Genomic DNA, 14,871 nt, shown 5'->3' on the forward strand with positions numbered 1-14,871 from the left:
AGCTTCATGCAACCGTGCGACCGCGACGCTACTCAAGCAAGCTAGGAGGGATCTTGACGGGCTCACTAGATCCTTCAGATCGAGCATGGCATGGGGACTCGCCGGCCATTCCGGTGCCGGCGACTTTTGCGGGGGTAAGTGGGTGACGCCCGATCATACTCCAACGCTGGCGCACACCGACACCCGGGAAAACCTTGGTGCCCTGCCGCGTCTGCGTCCCGACAGCGTCGGGAATTGCATCCCGCGCCACCTCGAGCACCGCGCCTCACAGGGCGGCATTGTCCAAGTTTGCAGAACCCTGCGTACAACCCGTGACGGCTGCCCAATCGGTATCTGCCGTCATAAGCTGTTGCACAGGAGCGGCTATGCGCTGTTTCTACATGCCTATTTCAAACTGGAGAGGACAATGTTAATGCTCAAGGGATTTCATCATCTGACCCTCGGCGTGAGGCACGCACAGGAGGATGTGGACTTCTACGTCAAGCTGCTCGGGCAGAGCCTCGTGAAGAAGACCGTGCTTCTCGACGGCGAGGATCCCATCTACCACCTTTACTATGGCAACGCGAATGGCGATCCAGGGACCCTTGTGACGTCGTTCCCGTTCCGGCAGCGGGGCGTCATGGCGCGTCCGGGATCGGGCCAGGTGCGGGTCATCAACTACTCGGTTCCCAAGGGCTCGCTCGAATTCTGGCGCCGCCGCTTCGATGCCATGGATGTGCCGTATGACAGCGAGATCGTCGAGCGCTTCGGAGAGCGCCGCCAGCGGTTCCAACATCCGTGCGGCATCGAGTTCGATCTCGTCGAAACGGATCTCGATTCGCGTCCGGCTTGCGTGGCCAGCGATATCCCCGAAGCCCATGCCATCCGCGGCGTCCACAGCATCACGCTGTCGCTGCGGGAAGTCGCCGAATCGATCCGCTTCATGAGCGAAGCGATCGGTTTCCGGTACGCAGGCCAGGCGGGATCCTACTACCGCTTCGAGACGTACAACGGCGGCCCGGGCATGATCGTCGAGTTCCTGCATGAGCCGGACCGGCACCAGGGTTCGTCGATCTACGGCGAAGGCACGGTCCACCATGTGGCCTTCGCGGTGGACAACGTGGAGCAGCAGGCGATCCTGAAGGAGAGAATGTTTGCCCTGGGTTACATCGATACGTCCGAATCGGTGCACCGCAACTACTTCCGCTCGATGTACTTCAAGATGCCCGGCGGCGTGATGTTCGAGGCGACCACCACCGACATCGGCTTCGCGATCGATGAAGAGCCAGGCCATTTTGGCGAGGAATTTCAGCTCCCGCCCTGGCTGGCGGATCGCAAGGACGAGCTGCTGGGCCGGCTCGAGCCCATCTCTGTATGACGTTGCCGGGGATCACCATGCAAAAACCGAAAGTACTGATTGTTTTCTACTCACGAAACAGTTCCACCGAGATGCTGGCCAAGGCTGTCGCCGAGGGGGCCCTCGAGGCTGGCGCAGAAGTCCGCATGCGGCGTGTGCGGGAGGTTGTCGGCCCCGACGTCATGCGACAGGCGCCGGGCTGGCTCGAGAACGCCACGGAGATGAACGCGAAATACGAGGCGCCGACCGAAGCCGATGCTGAGTGGGCTGACGCCATCGTGTTCGGCACGCCGACGCGGTTCGGGTCGATCTCGGCCGAACTCAAGGCGTATATCGACGGGCTCGGCGGCCTCTGGTTCGCGGGAAAACTGAATGGCAAGGTGGGCTCGGTCTTCGGCTCGACGTCCTCGCGCCACGGCGGCAATGAAGCCACGCTGCTGGCGACCTACGCGCCCATGGCGCACCTGGGCCTGATCATCGTGCCGCTGGGCTATGCCGACGCGGCGATGTTCAAGGCCGGCACCCCGTACGGCGCGACTCACGTCTCGCACCGTGACGCCGTGAAGCCCGACGACGATCACCTGGCGGTTGCTCGGTTCCAGGGCCGCAGGGTGACGACCGTCGCCCGCGCCTTGCACGTCCAGCCGCAGCCCGTGGCAGCCTGAAAGTAAAAGCCTAATCGTAAAAAGGGGCGGAGACTCGCAGTCTCCGCCCGATTCCTGCATCGCCACAGGCCGATGACACGATGGCAACCGCTCAGGCTGGCGCAGTCTCCACGCAGCTTGCCATGGCATCGATCCGGCGCGATGGCGGTAGCAGGTCGTCCCATATCGACATGAACCCCAGATACGCCAGCCGCACCAGGTTAACAACCCAAAGCACATCGCCAAGGGCGAACGCGCATCCCGCGAGATACAGGGCTGGCGCGGAACGCGGCGTGCGGTCCAGTGCCTTCAACACGCCTTCAACGTGATGGCGTGCGGTCCGCTGGCATGCGGCATCGCGGCGGACCGCAATGCCGCCTCGTTCCTTCGCGATCCTGGTGCGACAGGCGGCAACAGGTCCTGCATCCCCGGCATGGTTGACGATCATGGACTCGAGCGCCGCGATTTTGTGATCGTAGACCGTTTCCATGACCGTCTTGAGCACGTCACTCCGTGGCCCGGGCATTTCCCTGTCCGCGAGCGTGCGGACATACCGCGGGCGGATCGCCGATGAAGCCGCGCGCAGACCAGAGTTCCGGGAACGGGATCTCGTTCATGGTCGGCAGAAGCCAGGCAATGCCCTCGGTGCCGAAGTAGGCCGGCCGGGCGCCGAACGTCCGGCGCGTTGCCATCAGGTGCAGGTGCTTCCACGCGGAGAATCCCTCGGCGATGTCGGCCAGCGTCTCGCCGAGCTGCTGCAGCTCCCGGTGCTCTTCCGGGTCGGCGTAGACCTCGCGCCAGACGTTCTCGACCACCTTGTCCGGCGTGTAGGGCACACTGAAATCGCGGTCGAGTACCACCGCCGGCACGGTGAAGCCCTTGCGGCTCAGGTGGGCGAGCACGTCGTCATACAGGCTCGGCTCTGCCAGCGCCTTGCTGAGTTGTGCCCAGCGCCGGGGCTGCGGCAGGAAGTGCTGCAGGTGCTCCCCCTGCTTGATGCCGAGCAGGTAGACCATCTGCCGGTACGTCCAGCCCTGGAGGGCGGTGTCCTTGCCGTACTTCGGGCCAACGCAGGACAGGATGGCGAGCAGGTCGACAGGCGTCATCCACGCGATGGAGCGCCATGTGGCATTGAGCGGCTCGTGGTGGGCGACGACGCGCCGCAGCGTCCGGCAGGCCCCGATCAGGTCATCGGCACGCAATTGCGCCTGCGCGGCTTGTATTTCCTTGATGATCAGCATCCAGTACAGCTCGGACACCTGCGCCGATACGATCCAGGCGTGCTCGCCGGGATGGTCGCTGACCGGGTGCTGCAGCGAGTGGAGCACGTCTGTCTGTAACCAGTCACTGTATGGCGTATGCCCGGCTGGCGTTCCGGCCGGCACCGGGGATGCGGGCTTGACGGTATCGTTCACTTTGGTCTCCTCGTGGTGGTGGTAGGGTCAGGCAAGTTTTGTGGAACGGCGACGGTCCGCTGCATCGACTCCATCTGCGTCAGGCCTGTTGCGGTGATCTGACGACTGGCCAGGGCATCGAGCGCGTGGCGCAGGCCGACGGGATGCGGGAAGGTGTCGGATGGCCGGCCGGTCATTACCACAGGCTCTCCAACAACGCATCCAGCTTCGCGCCGGCATCCTCGCCAAGGTCGCCGACCTCGGAGGGATAGTTCTGCTTGAGCAGGGCCGCCATCTCGGGAAGCTTCGCCCGATCGAAATCGAGGTCGCCTAGCCGGCTCGGCAATTCCAGTGCGTCCACGGCTGCCTCAATGCGGTCAGCGAGGAATGCGGCGGGCGTGCGGATGCCACGGTCCGTGGAAAAAATCTCGAGCTTTCGGCCATAGGCGTCGGCGCAGGCGCGGATGACGGGCGCCAGCGCAATGCACGATGTCACGCTGTGCGGTACCCCAAACGTCCCGCCGAGGATGTGCCCGATGCGATGGCTCAGGCCGTAGATGACCGAAGCAGGATAGAAGTAACACTGCCACGCGGCGAGCTGAAGCTGCAAAAGGTCGTCGGTCGACACGTGGCCGCCCGCGATGGCCTCGGGCGTTTCGAGCTTGCGCGGCCACTTCTCCAGCACGGCAAGAAAGCGCTCCACGCCCCTGGCGGCCTGGATGGCGTGTGGGTGGTCCACGCCGACCCGGCGCATGCCTTCCACCGCATGGTCGATCCCCTTGATGGCCGAACTCAGCAGCAGCATACGTGGCGTGTCGACAATCATCCGGGGGTCGATCACCACCAGCCTGGGCGTCGTTTCGCGCACGGCATAACTGCGCTTGAACTTCCGGGGACCGTCCGTTTCCGTCACGCCGAAGTAGTGGGAGAACTCCGAACCCGACAGGGTCGTCGGAATCGCGGCAATGGGCAGGTAGCGGCCTGTCTGCTGGAAATGCTGGTAGGAGACTGCCTTTGCGGCGTCGAGTACAGAGCCGCCGCCGAGGGCGATGATCGATCCCGCATTGGCCTCGATGCAGGCACGCAGTCCGTCGCGTACGGCGAAATCGGGCACATGCGGCGGCAGGCCGGTGAAGGTGCCCACGCCGTCGCCGATGGCAGGCTGCAGGTACTCGCGGTTCAAGGCCTCAAGGAATTCCACGGTGAACGTCATCGGACGGCGGATGCCGTAGTTCCCCATGGAGGGGGCGACGGTTTGCAGCACTCCGTGTCCCCAGACAATCTCTTCCTGCGGCAAGCATTTCAACTGGTTCATTCCACTTCTCCACCATGTTTTCGTATGCGATCGGGGGCTCCGATCCCGAGTAGGAAGATAGGCGAATCGGGTTCGCGCGTGCGCGCGGGATTTGAGAACGGAGCGTCCAGGATTTTGGACGCCGCACATGTGCGTACGGGGGCCTGTCGTTCGTTGTTTCCGGACGAAGCTTTCAAGTTTTGCCGTCTTCACAAGGCAGGGGACGTGTCTATGATCCTTTCCACCGTAGCGACCCCCACCACGAGAACGGAGACATGAAGATGGAGGCAATCCAGATTACAGAAGCGCTGATTCGCGGACGCCACAGCAAGCGCGGCTTCCTTGACCAGCCGGTGCCGCTCGAGACTGTCAGGGACATCCTGTCGGTCGCGAAATACGCGCCGAGTTCAAGCAACACGCAGCCTTGGCGCTGCTATGTACTGACTGGAAAGGCTCGCGAGAAGATTGCGGGAGCCGCGGTCGAGGCGTATCGCGCCGATCCTGAGGGACTGGCTCCCGACTACCCGTTCTTTCCAAAGGAATTGCCGGCACCATTCTCGTCGCGCTTCAATACGTTTCGCGGGATGCTGGGCGATGCGCAGGGCGTGCACAGGAGCGATATCGTCGGGCGCCGGCGCGACGTCGAACGGCAGTTCCGGTTCTTCGATGCGCCAGTGGGACTGATCTTCACCATGGACCGGCGCCTGGAATGGGCCAGCTTCATCTGCTACGGCTGCTTTCTCCAGAACATCATGCTGGCCGCGCGCGCCCGGGGGCTGGATACCTGCCCGCAGCAGATCTGGTCGCTGCAATCGGCAGTGCTTCGTGAAAGCCTCGCCATTCCCGACGAGGAGATGATCGTGGCCGGAATGTCACTCGGCTATGCAGACAACAATATTCCGGAAAACAACATGGCGCTTAGCAAGCTGGAACTGGACGAGTTCGTCTCGTTCGTCGATTGCTGACCCCCGGAACCGTCCGGGTCGCTCCTTGACCTGGAAAAGCACGAAGAAGCGATAGCCATCGTTAGCGAGTCTCGGCAAGTTGCGGAGATGTCGAATAGTTAGCGTAGGCGCGCTTAACCGGCTGATGCGGATGCCCGGAGCCCTCAGCCGAAAAAGAGAATAAAGAGACGGAGGAGACATGATTAAAGTGCCCGCGAGATTTTTGACGGTTGTTGCGCTCGCATGCTGGCTCGCCTCGAAGGTTGAGGCAACCGAGAATGGCCAGACCAGTTACCCTGTTGGCGTCAATACCGTATTGAATGGAATCTTGCCACCGCCTGGTGAAACCCAGTTCTATAACTACACGCTTTACTACAATGCCGGAAAATTCGCTGGCCCGCATGGAGGAAGTCTCGTTCCCGGCTTCCACTTGAACACGTTTGCTGACGCCCCGCGTGTCGTTCACACATGGGGCACCACATTCGGCCCCTTTACTGTGTCCAGTGGTGCAATCGTCCCGCTCGTTCATCTTGGGCTGGAAACGCCAGGCGGCAGCGGCAAGCGCTATGGAATTGGAGACATCATTCTTGAGCCGTGGCTCATTGATTATTCAAATCCATCGCGAACATTCTTCGCCTTCCTCGCCACCAATGTCGCAGTGCCGAGCGGGTCCTACTCCGCCAACCGAGTGGCGAACACTGGTCGGAGTGTATATGCGCTAATACCGCACATCAGTACCACATGGTTCCCCACGCCCGCAGTTGAAGTCTCCACCACCACGCTCGTAGAGATCAGTTCACCGAACTCGGCGACTCGATATCACTCTGGCGCCGTTGCAGCACTTGAATATGTTGTTGGATATTCGCTTAACAGCAAGTTCCAGCTCGGACTTCAAGGATACCTCCTGAAGCAGTTCACCGATGACAAAGTCAACGGCGTGCCCGTAGGAGCGGATGGGTTTCGCGGAAAATCTGTCGCAGTCGGGCCGCAACTACGATACATGTGGTCGCCGGCGGCAGGCATTGTGCTCAAGTATCAGCGCGAGTTCGCCGTGCAGAATCGGCCGCAAGGCAACAAGTTCTGGGTTGAACTGTGTTTCCCTCTTTGATCGGAATGAGGCGACGTTCGAAGCGAATACGCAGCTTGCCGAACCCGGCAAGCTGCGCATGCGTTCGCTCGTAGTCTACGGCGACGTGGTGTCGTTTTCTGCCAAGTTTGCCGCGATCGGTGGGGTTCGGGCGCATTGACGGTCGTGGCGCGAGCGGGCGCCTGCCACGGCAATGGCGGTCATTGGGGGGTGTTCGACCGTGGCACTGCGCGCACCCCTTGCAGTACCATCGATGGAAAGCACACACCATTGACCCAACCCAACCCAACCCAACCCAACCCAACCGCTACCAAGGCAGCCAGATGCTGGACCTGAAAGACGTTTTTCACTTCGTGCAAGTGGTCGACCGCGGTGGCTTTACGTCTGCCGGCAACAGCCTGGGGCTGCCCAAGTCCACGTTAAGTCACAGGGTCAAGGAGCTGGAGGCTTCGCTGGGCGTCCGCTTGATCAACCGGACCTCGCGCCAGTTTGCCTTGACCGACGTAGGCGCTGAGTTCTACCAGTACGCTGTCGCCTTGCTGCAGAGCGCCGACGTCGCGGAACAGGCGATGCGCCAGAGGCTCGCGGAACCCAGCGGGATCATTCGCGTGACGGTAGCGGTCGAGCTTGCGCAGTTTGCGCTACGCCAGGTCCTGCCGACGTTCCTGAGCAGCCATCCCAAGGTCAGCATCGTGGAAATCGCCACGGACAGGCTCGTCGACGTTGTCGGCGAGGGCTTCGACCTGGCGCTGCGCGGACATACCTCGGCACTGCAGGATTCCAACCTGGTCCAACGGCCCATTGTCAGGGCGCCATGGTACCTGTTTGCGGGTGCCGACTACCTCGAACGGAGGCCACTCCTGGAGGAGCCGGAGCAACTTGCATCCCATGCCATCGTCTCGATGGTGCGCAAAGGGCCGCTGCAGTGGCAACTGCGAGGCCCCGACGGCACGCTCGTCACCATCCCGATCGAGCCAAGATTCCAGAGCAACAGCATGATGTCCCTGAAGGAGGCAGCCTGCGCCAACGTTGGCGTGGCAGCCCTGCCCGGGTATATCTGCCGGTCCGAGCTGCAGGCTGGCGTGCTGCGGCAAGTCCTGCCGGGCTGGATCGCCGCGGATGCGCGCATCTCGGCCCTCATGCCGTATCGGACCGGACTGCTTCCCGCCGTGCGGTCGCTGGTCGATTTCCTCGCCGTAGAGTTGCCCAAGGTCACCGCGTTCGACGGCCGCTGACCCGGCGCTAACTCCTCTGCCTCCAAAGCCACGCGGGCCACGCCCCGTGTGTCCCGCCGGGCGTTCCATATTCATGGACGCTGCGTTCGGCGCCAGCCAGCTTCCAAGGCCGAGCCGATCAACTATCGTTTCCAACCAGGGATAAGCCAACCGCAACGTCACCCTGGAGTGGAATACATGAACCAGTTGAACTGCCAGCCACGAGATGCGATCTTCTCTGGCCACGACATACTTCCGACGGCTGTCGGGTCGCTCGACCAGCACGGCATCCGACGCCCATCCCGAACGACGGCCCCGCATTCCATGGGCTTGCGCAACGCGCTGGATGCCCTTGCCACGCGGCAATTCACCGCGGCGGCATTGACGGAGCAGGCACTCGAACGCGCGGAAGCCAGCAAGCGGCTGCTCAATGCATTCTCGGCGATCGATTGGGACCGTGCCCTGAAGGCGGCAGCGGAAAGCGACCGCCGCTATGGCGAACGCCGGCCGCGGCCACTGGAGGGACTGCCCATTGCGGTCAAGGATCTGATCGACACCAAGGGCATGGAGACCCGCTACGGTTCCGCAGCCTATCTCGGTCATGTGCCAGCCGCCGATGCGGACATCGTGAGAACTCTGGTGGAGCGCGGCGCGATCATCATCGGCAAGACCACGACCCACGAATTCGCGTGGGGCGTGACAACCGCCAGCGCCAGGTTTGGCGATACCCTGAATCCGCTGGACCATACACGCATACCCGGGGGTTCCAGTGGTGGCGCCGCGGCGGCGATTGCGCACGGTGCCATCATGGCGGGCGTGGGCACGGATACCGGCGGCTCGGTCCGGATTCCCGCCGCGCTGTGCGGCGTCGTCGGATACAAGCCCACGCTCGGCACGTTATCCACGCGCGGCGTGTTCCCCCTGGCGCCCACTTGCGACCACGTTGGCCTGCTCGGCGAGCAGGTTGACGACGTGCTGTTGCTCGCCGATGCGATTGACATCAGGGTTCCCGAGAGCGATGCGTGGCTGTCCGCACGGCTGGGCGTCATTCGTGACATCGCACCGGTTCCACTCAGTCCGGAAATTGCAGCGGCATTTGATGGCGCGATGAAGCGGCTGGCGCAGGTCTTTTCCTGTGTGAACGTCAGCACTTCCGGCCTGTTCGATGCGGTATTCGGTGCCTTCGCGAACATCGTCCTGATCGAAGGCGGCATCGAGCATTTCCGCCGCAACGACTGGGACCGTATCTCGACGCACTACAATCCGGAAACCGTCGACCGGCTGAAACGCGCGGAAACCATGGACCTGCGCGCCTATGCGGCGGCCCAGCAGACCAGGCGAAGTTTCACGACAAGGCTGCACGAGGTGATGTCGACGGTTGACTATCTCGTGCTGCCGACATGCCCGTGCACCGCACCGCATCTCGATGCCGGTACCGTGAGCATTGGCGCTTGGACCGGCACGGTCCGAGAGGCGCTGATGACCTATACGGCACCGTTCAATGTCGCGGGATTTCCTGCCATTTCGATTCCCCTGGCGACCGGCGAACGCAGCCTTCCCGCTGCCTTGCAGATCGTCGCGAAGCCCGGCGACGACGGTGCGCTGCTGCAGATTGCACAGCAGATGGAGCTGATGCTGCGAACGGGCACCGCCAACAAGAGTTGCTAGACGTCAACCCAAGAACAGGAGATAACGATGAACGATAGCGCCAAACCTGAGTGCCAGGAAACCAGCAATGAGCCATGACAAATTGACGAATATGGCGGCCGGTGCCCGTGCCGCCATCGCGGACCCCGCGCGAATCTCTCTCGTGGGTAGTGACGCCAACCCGCGCTTCGAACTGTTCCACGCGGCCAGTTCACTCTGCTCGCAGAAAGTGCGCACGGTATTGTTCGAGAAGCAGTTGCCGTACCGTTCGAACAATATGATGATCCTCGGTTCGATGGGTCCGGATGGCGTTGTTCCAGCCGAGCACTACCATCCGCCCTACGTCCGACTGCGGTTGCTTGCAGGCCGGGAAGTGGGGCGGGAACTTGTCAGCGGCTATAGCGGGCGTACTTCGGTGGAGACCGAAGGCTTTGATCCCTGCGCGGTCCCGTTGCTTGTGGACTACGAGGCTGGCCGTGTCATTGCCGATTCCAGACGGATCTGCTGCTATCTCGATGCGGTGTCGCGCGATCCCGTTCATCTCGTGCCGGAGGATGCCGATGTGCGTGCCCAGGTGATGCACCAGGTGAGCATCGTCGATCAGATCCCGAACGGCACCTTGCTCTACGGCTTTCATCCCGATGCCGACCTGCGGCCTGAAGCGCTCAAGACGGCCATGGAAACGGTCTACGACTACAAGATCAAGGCGCTCGAAGCCATGATTGACGCCAATGCCGACGATGCGGAGCTCATTGCGGCCTATCGCGCGAAGATCGCGAAGGAGCGGGGCGGCAAGTCGGTCTGCCACGATGCGGCATTTCAGCGCGCCGCACGTCGGCACGTCGCGGGCCTCTTGACGGACCTCGACCATGCGCTTGGTTCGTCGTCACCGTACCTCAGGGGGGAATCATTCTCGCTCGGCGATGTGCTGTGGGGTGTCAATCTGGTTCGGATGGCTTATCTGGGGCTTGCGTCGATGTGGGAAAACCTGCCCAACGTCGAGCGATATGTTGATGCGCTGGCCAGGCGTCCGTCCCTGTGCACGGAAGCGGTCCAGGCCACTGTCGATTCCATGCCGCCTTCGCGCTATATGCATGTCATTGCCGGCTGCGGGGAGGCGGTGCCGGTGTAGTCCTCCTGCCACAGGCACCGATCAATGCCGGTGCCTGTGGCAGGAGGGGAATGGGCGGAGACTCTGCATCTCCGCCCATTTGCTTTCTCAGGCTGCCACGGGTTCTTGCTCGCAGTGCAACGCACGCGCGAGCGGTGTCACCCTGCGGCCCTGGAATCGGGCCACGGCCAGGTGGTCGTCGTCGGGCTTCTTGGCATCACTGAAGCTGTCGGAACGTGTAGGAAAAACTGAACGATCGGGGCCGGCGCAGTGGTGCGCGCCAAGGTTTGCCCGGATCCGCGGATGCGCGCCCTGGGGTATGATCGGGGATCAAGATCACACCCACATCCGAACCGTTGCCACCGCCGGCAATGATCCGCGCCCCAAGCAATGCTGGATCTGAAGGACGTCTATTACTTCGTACAGGTGGTTGACCGCGGCGGGTTCACCTCGGCCGGCGAGATGCTTAGGCTGCCCAAGTCGACGCTGAGCCATCGGGTCAAGGAACTGGAGGCGTCGCTGGGAGTCCGGCTCATTAACCGGACTTCGCGCCAGTTCGCCATGACCGAGGTCGGCCAGGAGTTTTACCAGTACGCCATGGCGCTGCTGCGCAGCGCGGAGGTTGCCGAGGAAGCCATGCGTCAGCGGCTTGCGGAGCCGAGCGGTGTGATCCGCGTCACTGTAGCCGCGGAGATTGCGCAGTTTGCGTTGCGTCACGTGTTGTCCACATTCCTGTCCGACCATCCCAAGGTCAAAATCATCGAGACCGCCACGGACAGGATGGTGGACATCGTTGGAGAGGGATTCGATCTGGCGATCCGCGGCCACACGGGCCAGCTCCAGGACTCCAATCTGGTACAGCGTCCGCTCGCACGCGCGCCGTGGTATCTCTTCGCAGGGCCGGAATATCTCGAACGGGTGTCCCAACCGGAACAGCCGGAGGAATTGGCGTCGCATTCGATCATCGCACTGGTCAGCAAGGGAGCGCAGCAGTGGCAGCTGCAGGGGCCGGACAAACGCGTCGTCGTGGTGCCGATTGACCCGAGATTCCAGAGCAACAGCCTGATTTCGCTGAAAGAGGCCGCTTGTGCCAACATCGGCGTTGCGGCACTGCCCGGATACGTCTGCCAGGCCGAACTGAGGGTCGGCGCGCTGCGGCAGATCCTGCCCGAATGGATGGCCGCGGATGCTCGCATCACGGCGCTGATTCCCTATCGCACCGGCCTGCTGCCGGCAGTACGTACACTGGTCGACTATCTTGCCGTGGTGATGCCCAAGGTGACGGCTTTCGACCGAAGCTGACCTGGCAAGCCGCGGGTACGGGATCTTTTTTTATTTGCCAGGCTATGACGAAGTTACCGGCTCAGGATCCATCCAACGCAGCGCCGCTGCATGAGCAGATCTACGCCCGGATTCGTGCCTCGATTCAGCAAGGGCAACTGAAACCCGGGCAGCGGGTGCCATCCTTGCGTGCGTTTGCGGGCGAGCTCGGAGTGGCGCGCGGGACCGTTCAGGTCGCCTATGACCGACTCTTGGGCGAAGGTTACCTGATCGCCAGAGGCCCTGCGGGGACATTCGTTTCCGCGCAAATTGCGCCATCGCGCCCCCACCGCGTGGCCGCAGCGGCTGGATCCAGCCGCACGCCACCGGACCAGGAACTTACCGAGTTTTCGATCGAAACGGATGGTGGAATCCCCGTGCCGTTGCAACTCGGGCTTCCCGCGCTGGATGAGTTCCCGCGAAAACTATGGACGAGGTTGATGGCTCGGCAAATACGCAGCGCCGGCTCGCTGACCAGGCCGGCGTCAGCCGGATTTGGCCCGCTGCGAGAAGCGTTGGCCGCTTACCTGCAGCGCTCACGGGGCATCGACGCCCAGCCGCACCAGGTGTTCGTCGTGCCGGCATATACGGCCAGCCTTGCGCTGATTGTGGATGCGCTCAGGCTGGCGGGCGAAAGCGCCTGGGTTGAGGATCCCAGCTACCCTCCGACAGCCCAGTCACTCAGGCGCCTGAACCTGCAGGTCCGGAATGTGCCAGTGGATGATCATGGCCTCGACGTCGAATTTGGGCGTCAGCATTTTCCAGAGGCGCGCCTGGCCGTAGTGACGCCATCGCACCAGAGCCCGACTGGCGTGGCACTGACACTGCAACGTCGCGTCGAACTGCTCGACTGGGCCGGTGAGCGGGGCGCATGGATCATCGAGGACGACTACGACGGCGAGTTTCGTTACCGCGGCCACCCGTTGCCGGCCCTGAAGAGCCTGGACACATGCGACCGGGTGATCTATTGCGGCACGCTTAGCAAGGTGCTGTACCCGGGACTACGGCTCGCTTACGTGGTCGTGCCACAAAGTCTGGTGCCGACCATGAATCTGGCCTGCAGGCGCATGGTGCATGGCGGCTGCCCCGAACTCTTGCAAGCCGTGGCGGCGGAGTTTATTGCGCAGGGACACTTCGCCCGGCACATCAAACGCATGCGCACGCTTTACGCACGACGACGCGCAATGCTGGCCGAGGCGCTGGCGCCATACAAAACGGACGGCTTCACTGTTTGCCTGCAGGATGGCGGCATGCACCTTCTGGTCGACGTCAGGGACGATCTTGACGATCTGGCGATGGCCCGCCGCGCGCGCGAGGCAGGATTCGCCGTCCATTCGCTGACCGCCTGGCGGCATGGTGCGCCAGGGCGGCGTGGCTTGATGATGGGCTTTACCAATCTGCGCAGTCAGACTGAAGCCGATCGCCTGGTTGCCGAACTGATGCGCGCGCTGAAAGCATAGGCGATCGTCATGGGACGCTTGGCAAATAATCAACCAGTCGTCTATTGCTCTCCGCATCTGCTTAGCAACTATTGCGACATGCCAAGACCCGCCAACCCCGAGATCCGTAGCCGGCTGCTCATCGACGGTGCTCGTGTGATTCACAGCGCCGGTTTCAACGGGTCTGGCGCGGGACATCGTCGGTGCCACCGATGTTCCCAAGGGATCCTTCTACAGCTATTTCGACAGCAAGCAAGCCTTTGCCGCCGAAGTGCTCGAAGCCTATTGGGATTCCATTGAACAATGCCATGCCAAAGTAATGTATGACGCGCGCATCGCGCCGTTGGCCAGGATCGGAAAGTTGTTCGAGTTGCTGGTGGCGGACCACGCGGCACAAGATTTCACGCTCGGATGCCTTGTGGGCAACCTTTCTCTCGAATTGTCCAATACCAGCGGTGAAGTCCGAACGGCTCTGGAGCGCATTCTGGCGCGCTGGGAAGGCATGATCACATGCCTGCCTTGATGAGGCCAGGCTGCGCCAGGAACTGCGGCGGACGTAGATTCCGAGCAGCTCGCGTCCATCATTATCGAAGCCTGGGAAGGGGCGGTCCTGCGCAGCAAGGTCCAGCGCAATGGCGACGCCTGCCGACGATTTCAGCAAGTCACCCCCAAGCGGTTGTTGTACTGAAATTTTTTTGCGGCCTTAAAAAGACGACTGATCATATATATCAGGCACTGCGCACTCGCGCCAATAGATCACCTGGTCGACGCGCTAGCAACCATAGGTCATGCCGCCCCATGTCGATGGCCCAGTCGAAAACGATAAAGATGTGCCTGTTGCCTGTGTCATCGCCCAACTACATTGAAGCCTGCACAAACCAGCATGCATCGGCACCATGACCAAGAACCTGACGCTCAGACATATTCAAGGCAACGCGCGCACGCGCCAATAAAGGAGTCTCACCATGTCTTCAGATCGCAGCCTCGATCAAGGCCTATCGCGACGTAACCTGCTGGTGGGCAGCGCGGCCGCAGCCAGCGCGCTGGTGGCTTCCGGCTTGCCCGGACCTGCGGCGGCAGCACCGTCGGCAGACAAGACGAACACCGCAAGGGCGAGCGGAAAGGCTTCAGGCAGCTATATCACGGCAAAGGACGGCACCCAGCTCTATTGCAAGGACTGGGGCGCCGGTCGCCCCGTTGTATTCAGTCATGGCTGGCCACTGAGCTCGGACAGTTGGGAATCCCAGATGATGCTGGTTGCGTCGGAAGGGTACCGCGCCGTTGCACATGACCGTCGTGGCCACGGCCGTTCAAGCCAGCCATGGAACGGCAATGAGATGAACACCTATGCCGACGATCTGGCCACTGTGTTCGAAACCCTTGACCTGCGGGACGCCATCCTGGTGGGTTTCTCCACGGGGGGAGGCGAGGTGGCCCGGTA

At 62.3% G+C, this 14,871-nt stretch carries 13 protein-coding genes and 1 pseudogene; 11 read left to right on the top strand and 3 right to left on the bottom strand.

All coding sequences use genetic code 11. The annotated features are described in order from the left end of the window. Positions 1-406: 406 nt before the first annotated feature. Positions 407-1,357 (top strand): ring-cleaving dioxygenase, encoded by a 951-nt coding sequence (locus tag AC1DS6_RS31045; RefSeq protein WP_441629681.1) that lies wholly within the window; start codon positions 407-409, stop codon positions 1,355-1,357. A 17-nt stretch (positions 1,358-1,374) separates the two neighbouring features. Beyond that, positions 1,375-2,001 carry an NAD(P)H:quinone oxidoreductase gene (gene wrbA, locus AC1DS6_RS31050; RefSeq protein ID WP_441629671.1) on the top strand — a complete coding sequence of 209 codons (627 nt, stop codon included), beginning with the start codon at positions 1,375-1,377 and terminating at the stop codon, positions 1,999-2,001. Positions 2,002-2,092: 91 nt separating this feature from the next. Here wrbA and AC1DS6_RS31055 read toward each other — a convergent pair whose 3' ends face one another. The 3 genes from AC1DS6_RS31055 to AC1DS6_RS31065 all read right to left on the bottom strand — a co-directional run bounded on the left by AC1DS6_RS31055 (position 2,093) and on the right by AC1DS6_RS31065 (position 4,689). Continuing rightward, a complete protein-coding gene (locus tag AC1DS6_RS31055; protein ID WP_441629672.1) occupies positions 2,093-2,485 on the bottom strand; it encodes a hypothetical protein in 393 nt (130 codons plus the stop codon). A gap of 1 nt (position 2,486) precedes the next feature. Beyond that, positions 2,487-3,395: a tryptophan 2,3-dioxygenase gene (locus tag AC1DS6_RS31060; protein ID WP_441629673.1), complete on the bottom strand. Its 909-nt coding sequence runs from the start codon at positions 3,393-3,395 to the stop codon at positions 2,487-2,489. Between the two features lie 175 nt (positions 3,396-3,570). Further along, the gene (locus tag AC1DS6_RS31065; protein WP_441629674.1) at positions 3,571-4,689 is read right to left on the bottom strand and encodes an iron-containing alcohol dehydrogenase; all 1,119 of its coding nucleotides are present in this window, start codon (positions 4,687-4,689) and stop codon (positions 3,571-3,573) included. A 260-nt stretch (positions 4,690-4,949) separates the two neighbouring features. Here AC1DS6_RS31065 and AC1DS6_RS31070 point away from each other — a divergent pair, with 260 nt between their 5' ends. The 9 genes and pseudogenes from AC1DS6_RS31070 to AC1DS6_RS31110 form a co-directional block, all read left to right on the top strand. Further along, positions 4,950-5,633: a nitroreductase gene (locus tag AC1DS6_RS31070; protein WP_477103866.1), complete on the top strand. Its 684-nt coding sequence runs from the start codon at positions 4,950-4,952 to the stop codon at positions 5,631-5,633. A 178-nt stretch (positions 5,634-5,811) separates the two neighbouring features. Then, positions 5,812-6,720 carry a SphA family protein gene (locus tag AC1DS6_RS31075; protein WP_477103860.1) on the top strand — a complete coding sequence of 303 codons (909 nt, stop codon included), beginning with the start codon at positions 5,812-5,814 and terminating at the stop codon, positions 6,718-6,720. 302 nt (positions 6,721-7,022) lie between these two features. After that, positions 7,023-7,934 carry a LysR substrate-binding domain-containing protein gene (locus tag AC1DS6_RS31080; RefSeq protein WP_441629683.1) on the top strand — a complete coding sequence of 304 codons (912 nt, stop codon included), beginning with the start codon at positions 7,023-7,025 and terminating at the stop codon, positions 7,932-7,934. Between the two features lie 48 nt (positions 7,935-7,982). Further along, positions 7,983-9,581: an amidase gene (locus tag AC1DS6_RS31085; RefSeq protein WP_477103861.1), complete on the top strand. Its 1,599-nt coding sequence runs from the start codon at positions 7,983-7,985 to the stop codon at positions 9,579-9,581. Between the two features lie 91 nt (positions 9,582-9,672). After that, positions 9,673-10,692 (top strand): glutathione S-transferase family protein, encoded by a 1,020-nt coding sequence (locus tag AC1DS6_RS31090; RefSeq protein ID WP_477103862.1) that lies wholly within the window; start codon positions 9,673-9,675, stop codon positions 10,690-10,692. Positions 10,693-11,061: 369 nt separating this feature from the next. Continuing rightward, a complete protein-coding gene (locus AC1DS6_RS31095) occupies positions 11,062-11,973 on the top strand; it encodes a LysR substrate-binding domain-containing protein (RefSeq protein WP_477103863.1) in 912 nt (303 codons plus the stop codon). 44 nt (positions 11,974-12,017) lie between these two features. Further along, positions 12,018-13,451 (top strand): MocR-like pyridoxine biosynthesis transcription factor PdxR, encoded by a 1,434-nt coding sequence (gene pdxR, locus AC1DS6_RS31100; RefSeq protein WP_477103864.1) that lies wholly within the window; start codon positions 12,018-12,020, stop codon positions 13,449-13,451. 298 nt (positions 13,452-13,749) lie between these two features. Then, positions 13,750-14,118, top strand: a pseudogene (locus tag AC1DS6_RS31105) (TetR family transcriptional regulator C-terminal domain-containing protein). 277 nt (positions 14,119-14,395) lie between these two features. After that, the coding region (locus AC1DS6_RS31110; RefSeq protein WP_477103865.1) for an alpha/beta fold hydrolase at positions 14,396-14,871 on the top strand (476 nt) is incomplete at its 3' end.

The organism is Cupriavidus sp. 05L310 (genome assembly GCF_056398185.1).

Excerpts from the sequence above, each read along its gene's own strand:
- AC1DS6_RS31045 (WP_441629681.1), top strand. The coding sequence starts at position 407 with ATGTTAATGCTCAAGGGATTTCATCATCTGACCCTCGGCGTGAGGCAC.
- wrbA (WP_441629671.1), top strand. The coding sequence starts at position 1,375 with ATGCAAAAACCGAAAGTACTGATTGTTTTCTACTCACGAAACAGTTCC.
- AC1DS6_RS31065 (WP_441629674.1), bottom strand. The coding sequence starts at position 4,689 with ATGAACCAGTTGAAATGCTTGCCGCAGGAAGAGATTGTCTGGGGACAC.
- AC1DS6_RS31070 (WP_477103866.1), top strand. The coding sequence starts at position 4,950 with ATGGAGGCAATCCAGATTACAGAAGCGCTGATTCGCGGACGCCACAGC.
- AC1DS6_RS31075 (WP_477103860.1), top strand. The coding sequence starts at position 5,812 with ATGATTAAAGTGCCCGCGAGATTTTTGACGGTTGTTGCGCTCGCATGC.
- AC1DS6_RS31080 (WP_441629683.1), top strand. The coding sequence starts at position 7,023 with ATGCTGGACCTGAAAGACGTTTTTCACTTCGTGCAAGTGGTCGACCGC.
- AC1DS6_RS31090 (WP_477103862.1), top strand. The coding sequence starts at position 9,673 with ATGGCGGCCGGTGCCCGTGCCGCCATCGCGGACCCCGCGCGAATCTCT.
- AC1DS6_RS31095 (WP_477103863.1), top strand. The coding sequence starts at position 11,062 with ATGCTGGATCTGAAGGACGTCTATTACTTCGTACAGGTGGTTGACCGC.
- pdxR (WP_477103864.1), top strand. The coding sequence starts at position 12,018 with ATGACGAAGTTACCGGCTCAGGATCCATCCAACGCAGCGCCGCTGCAT.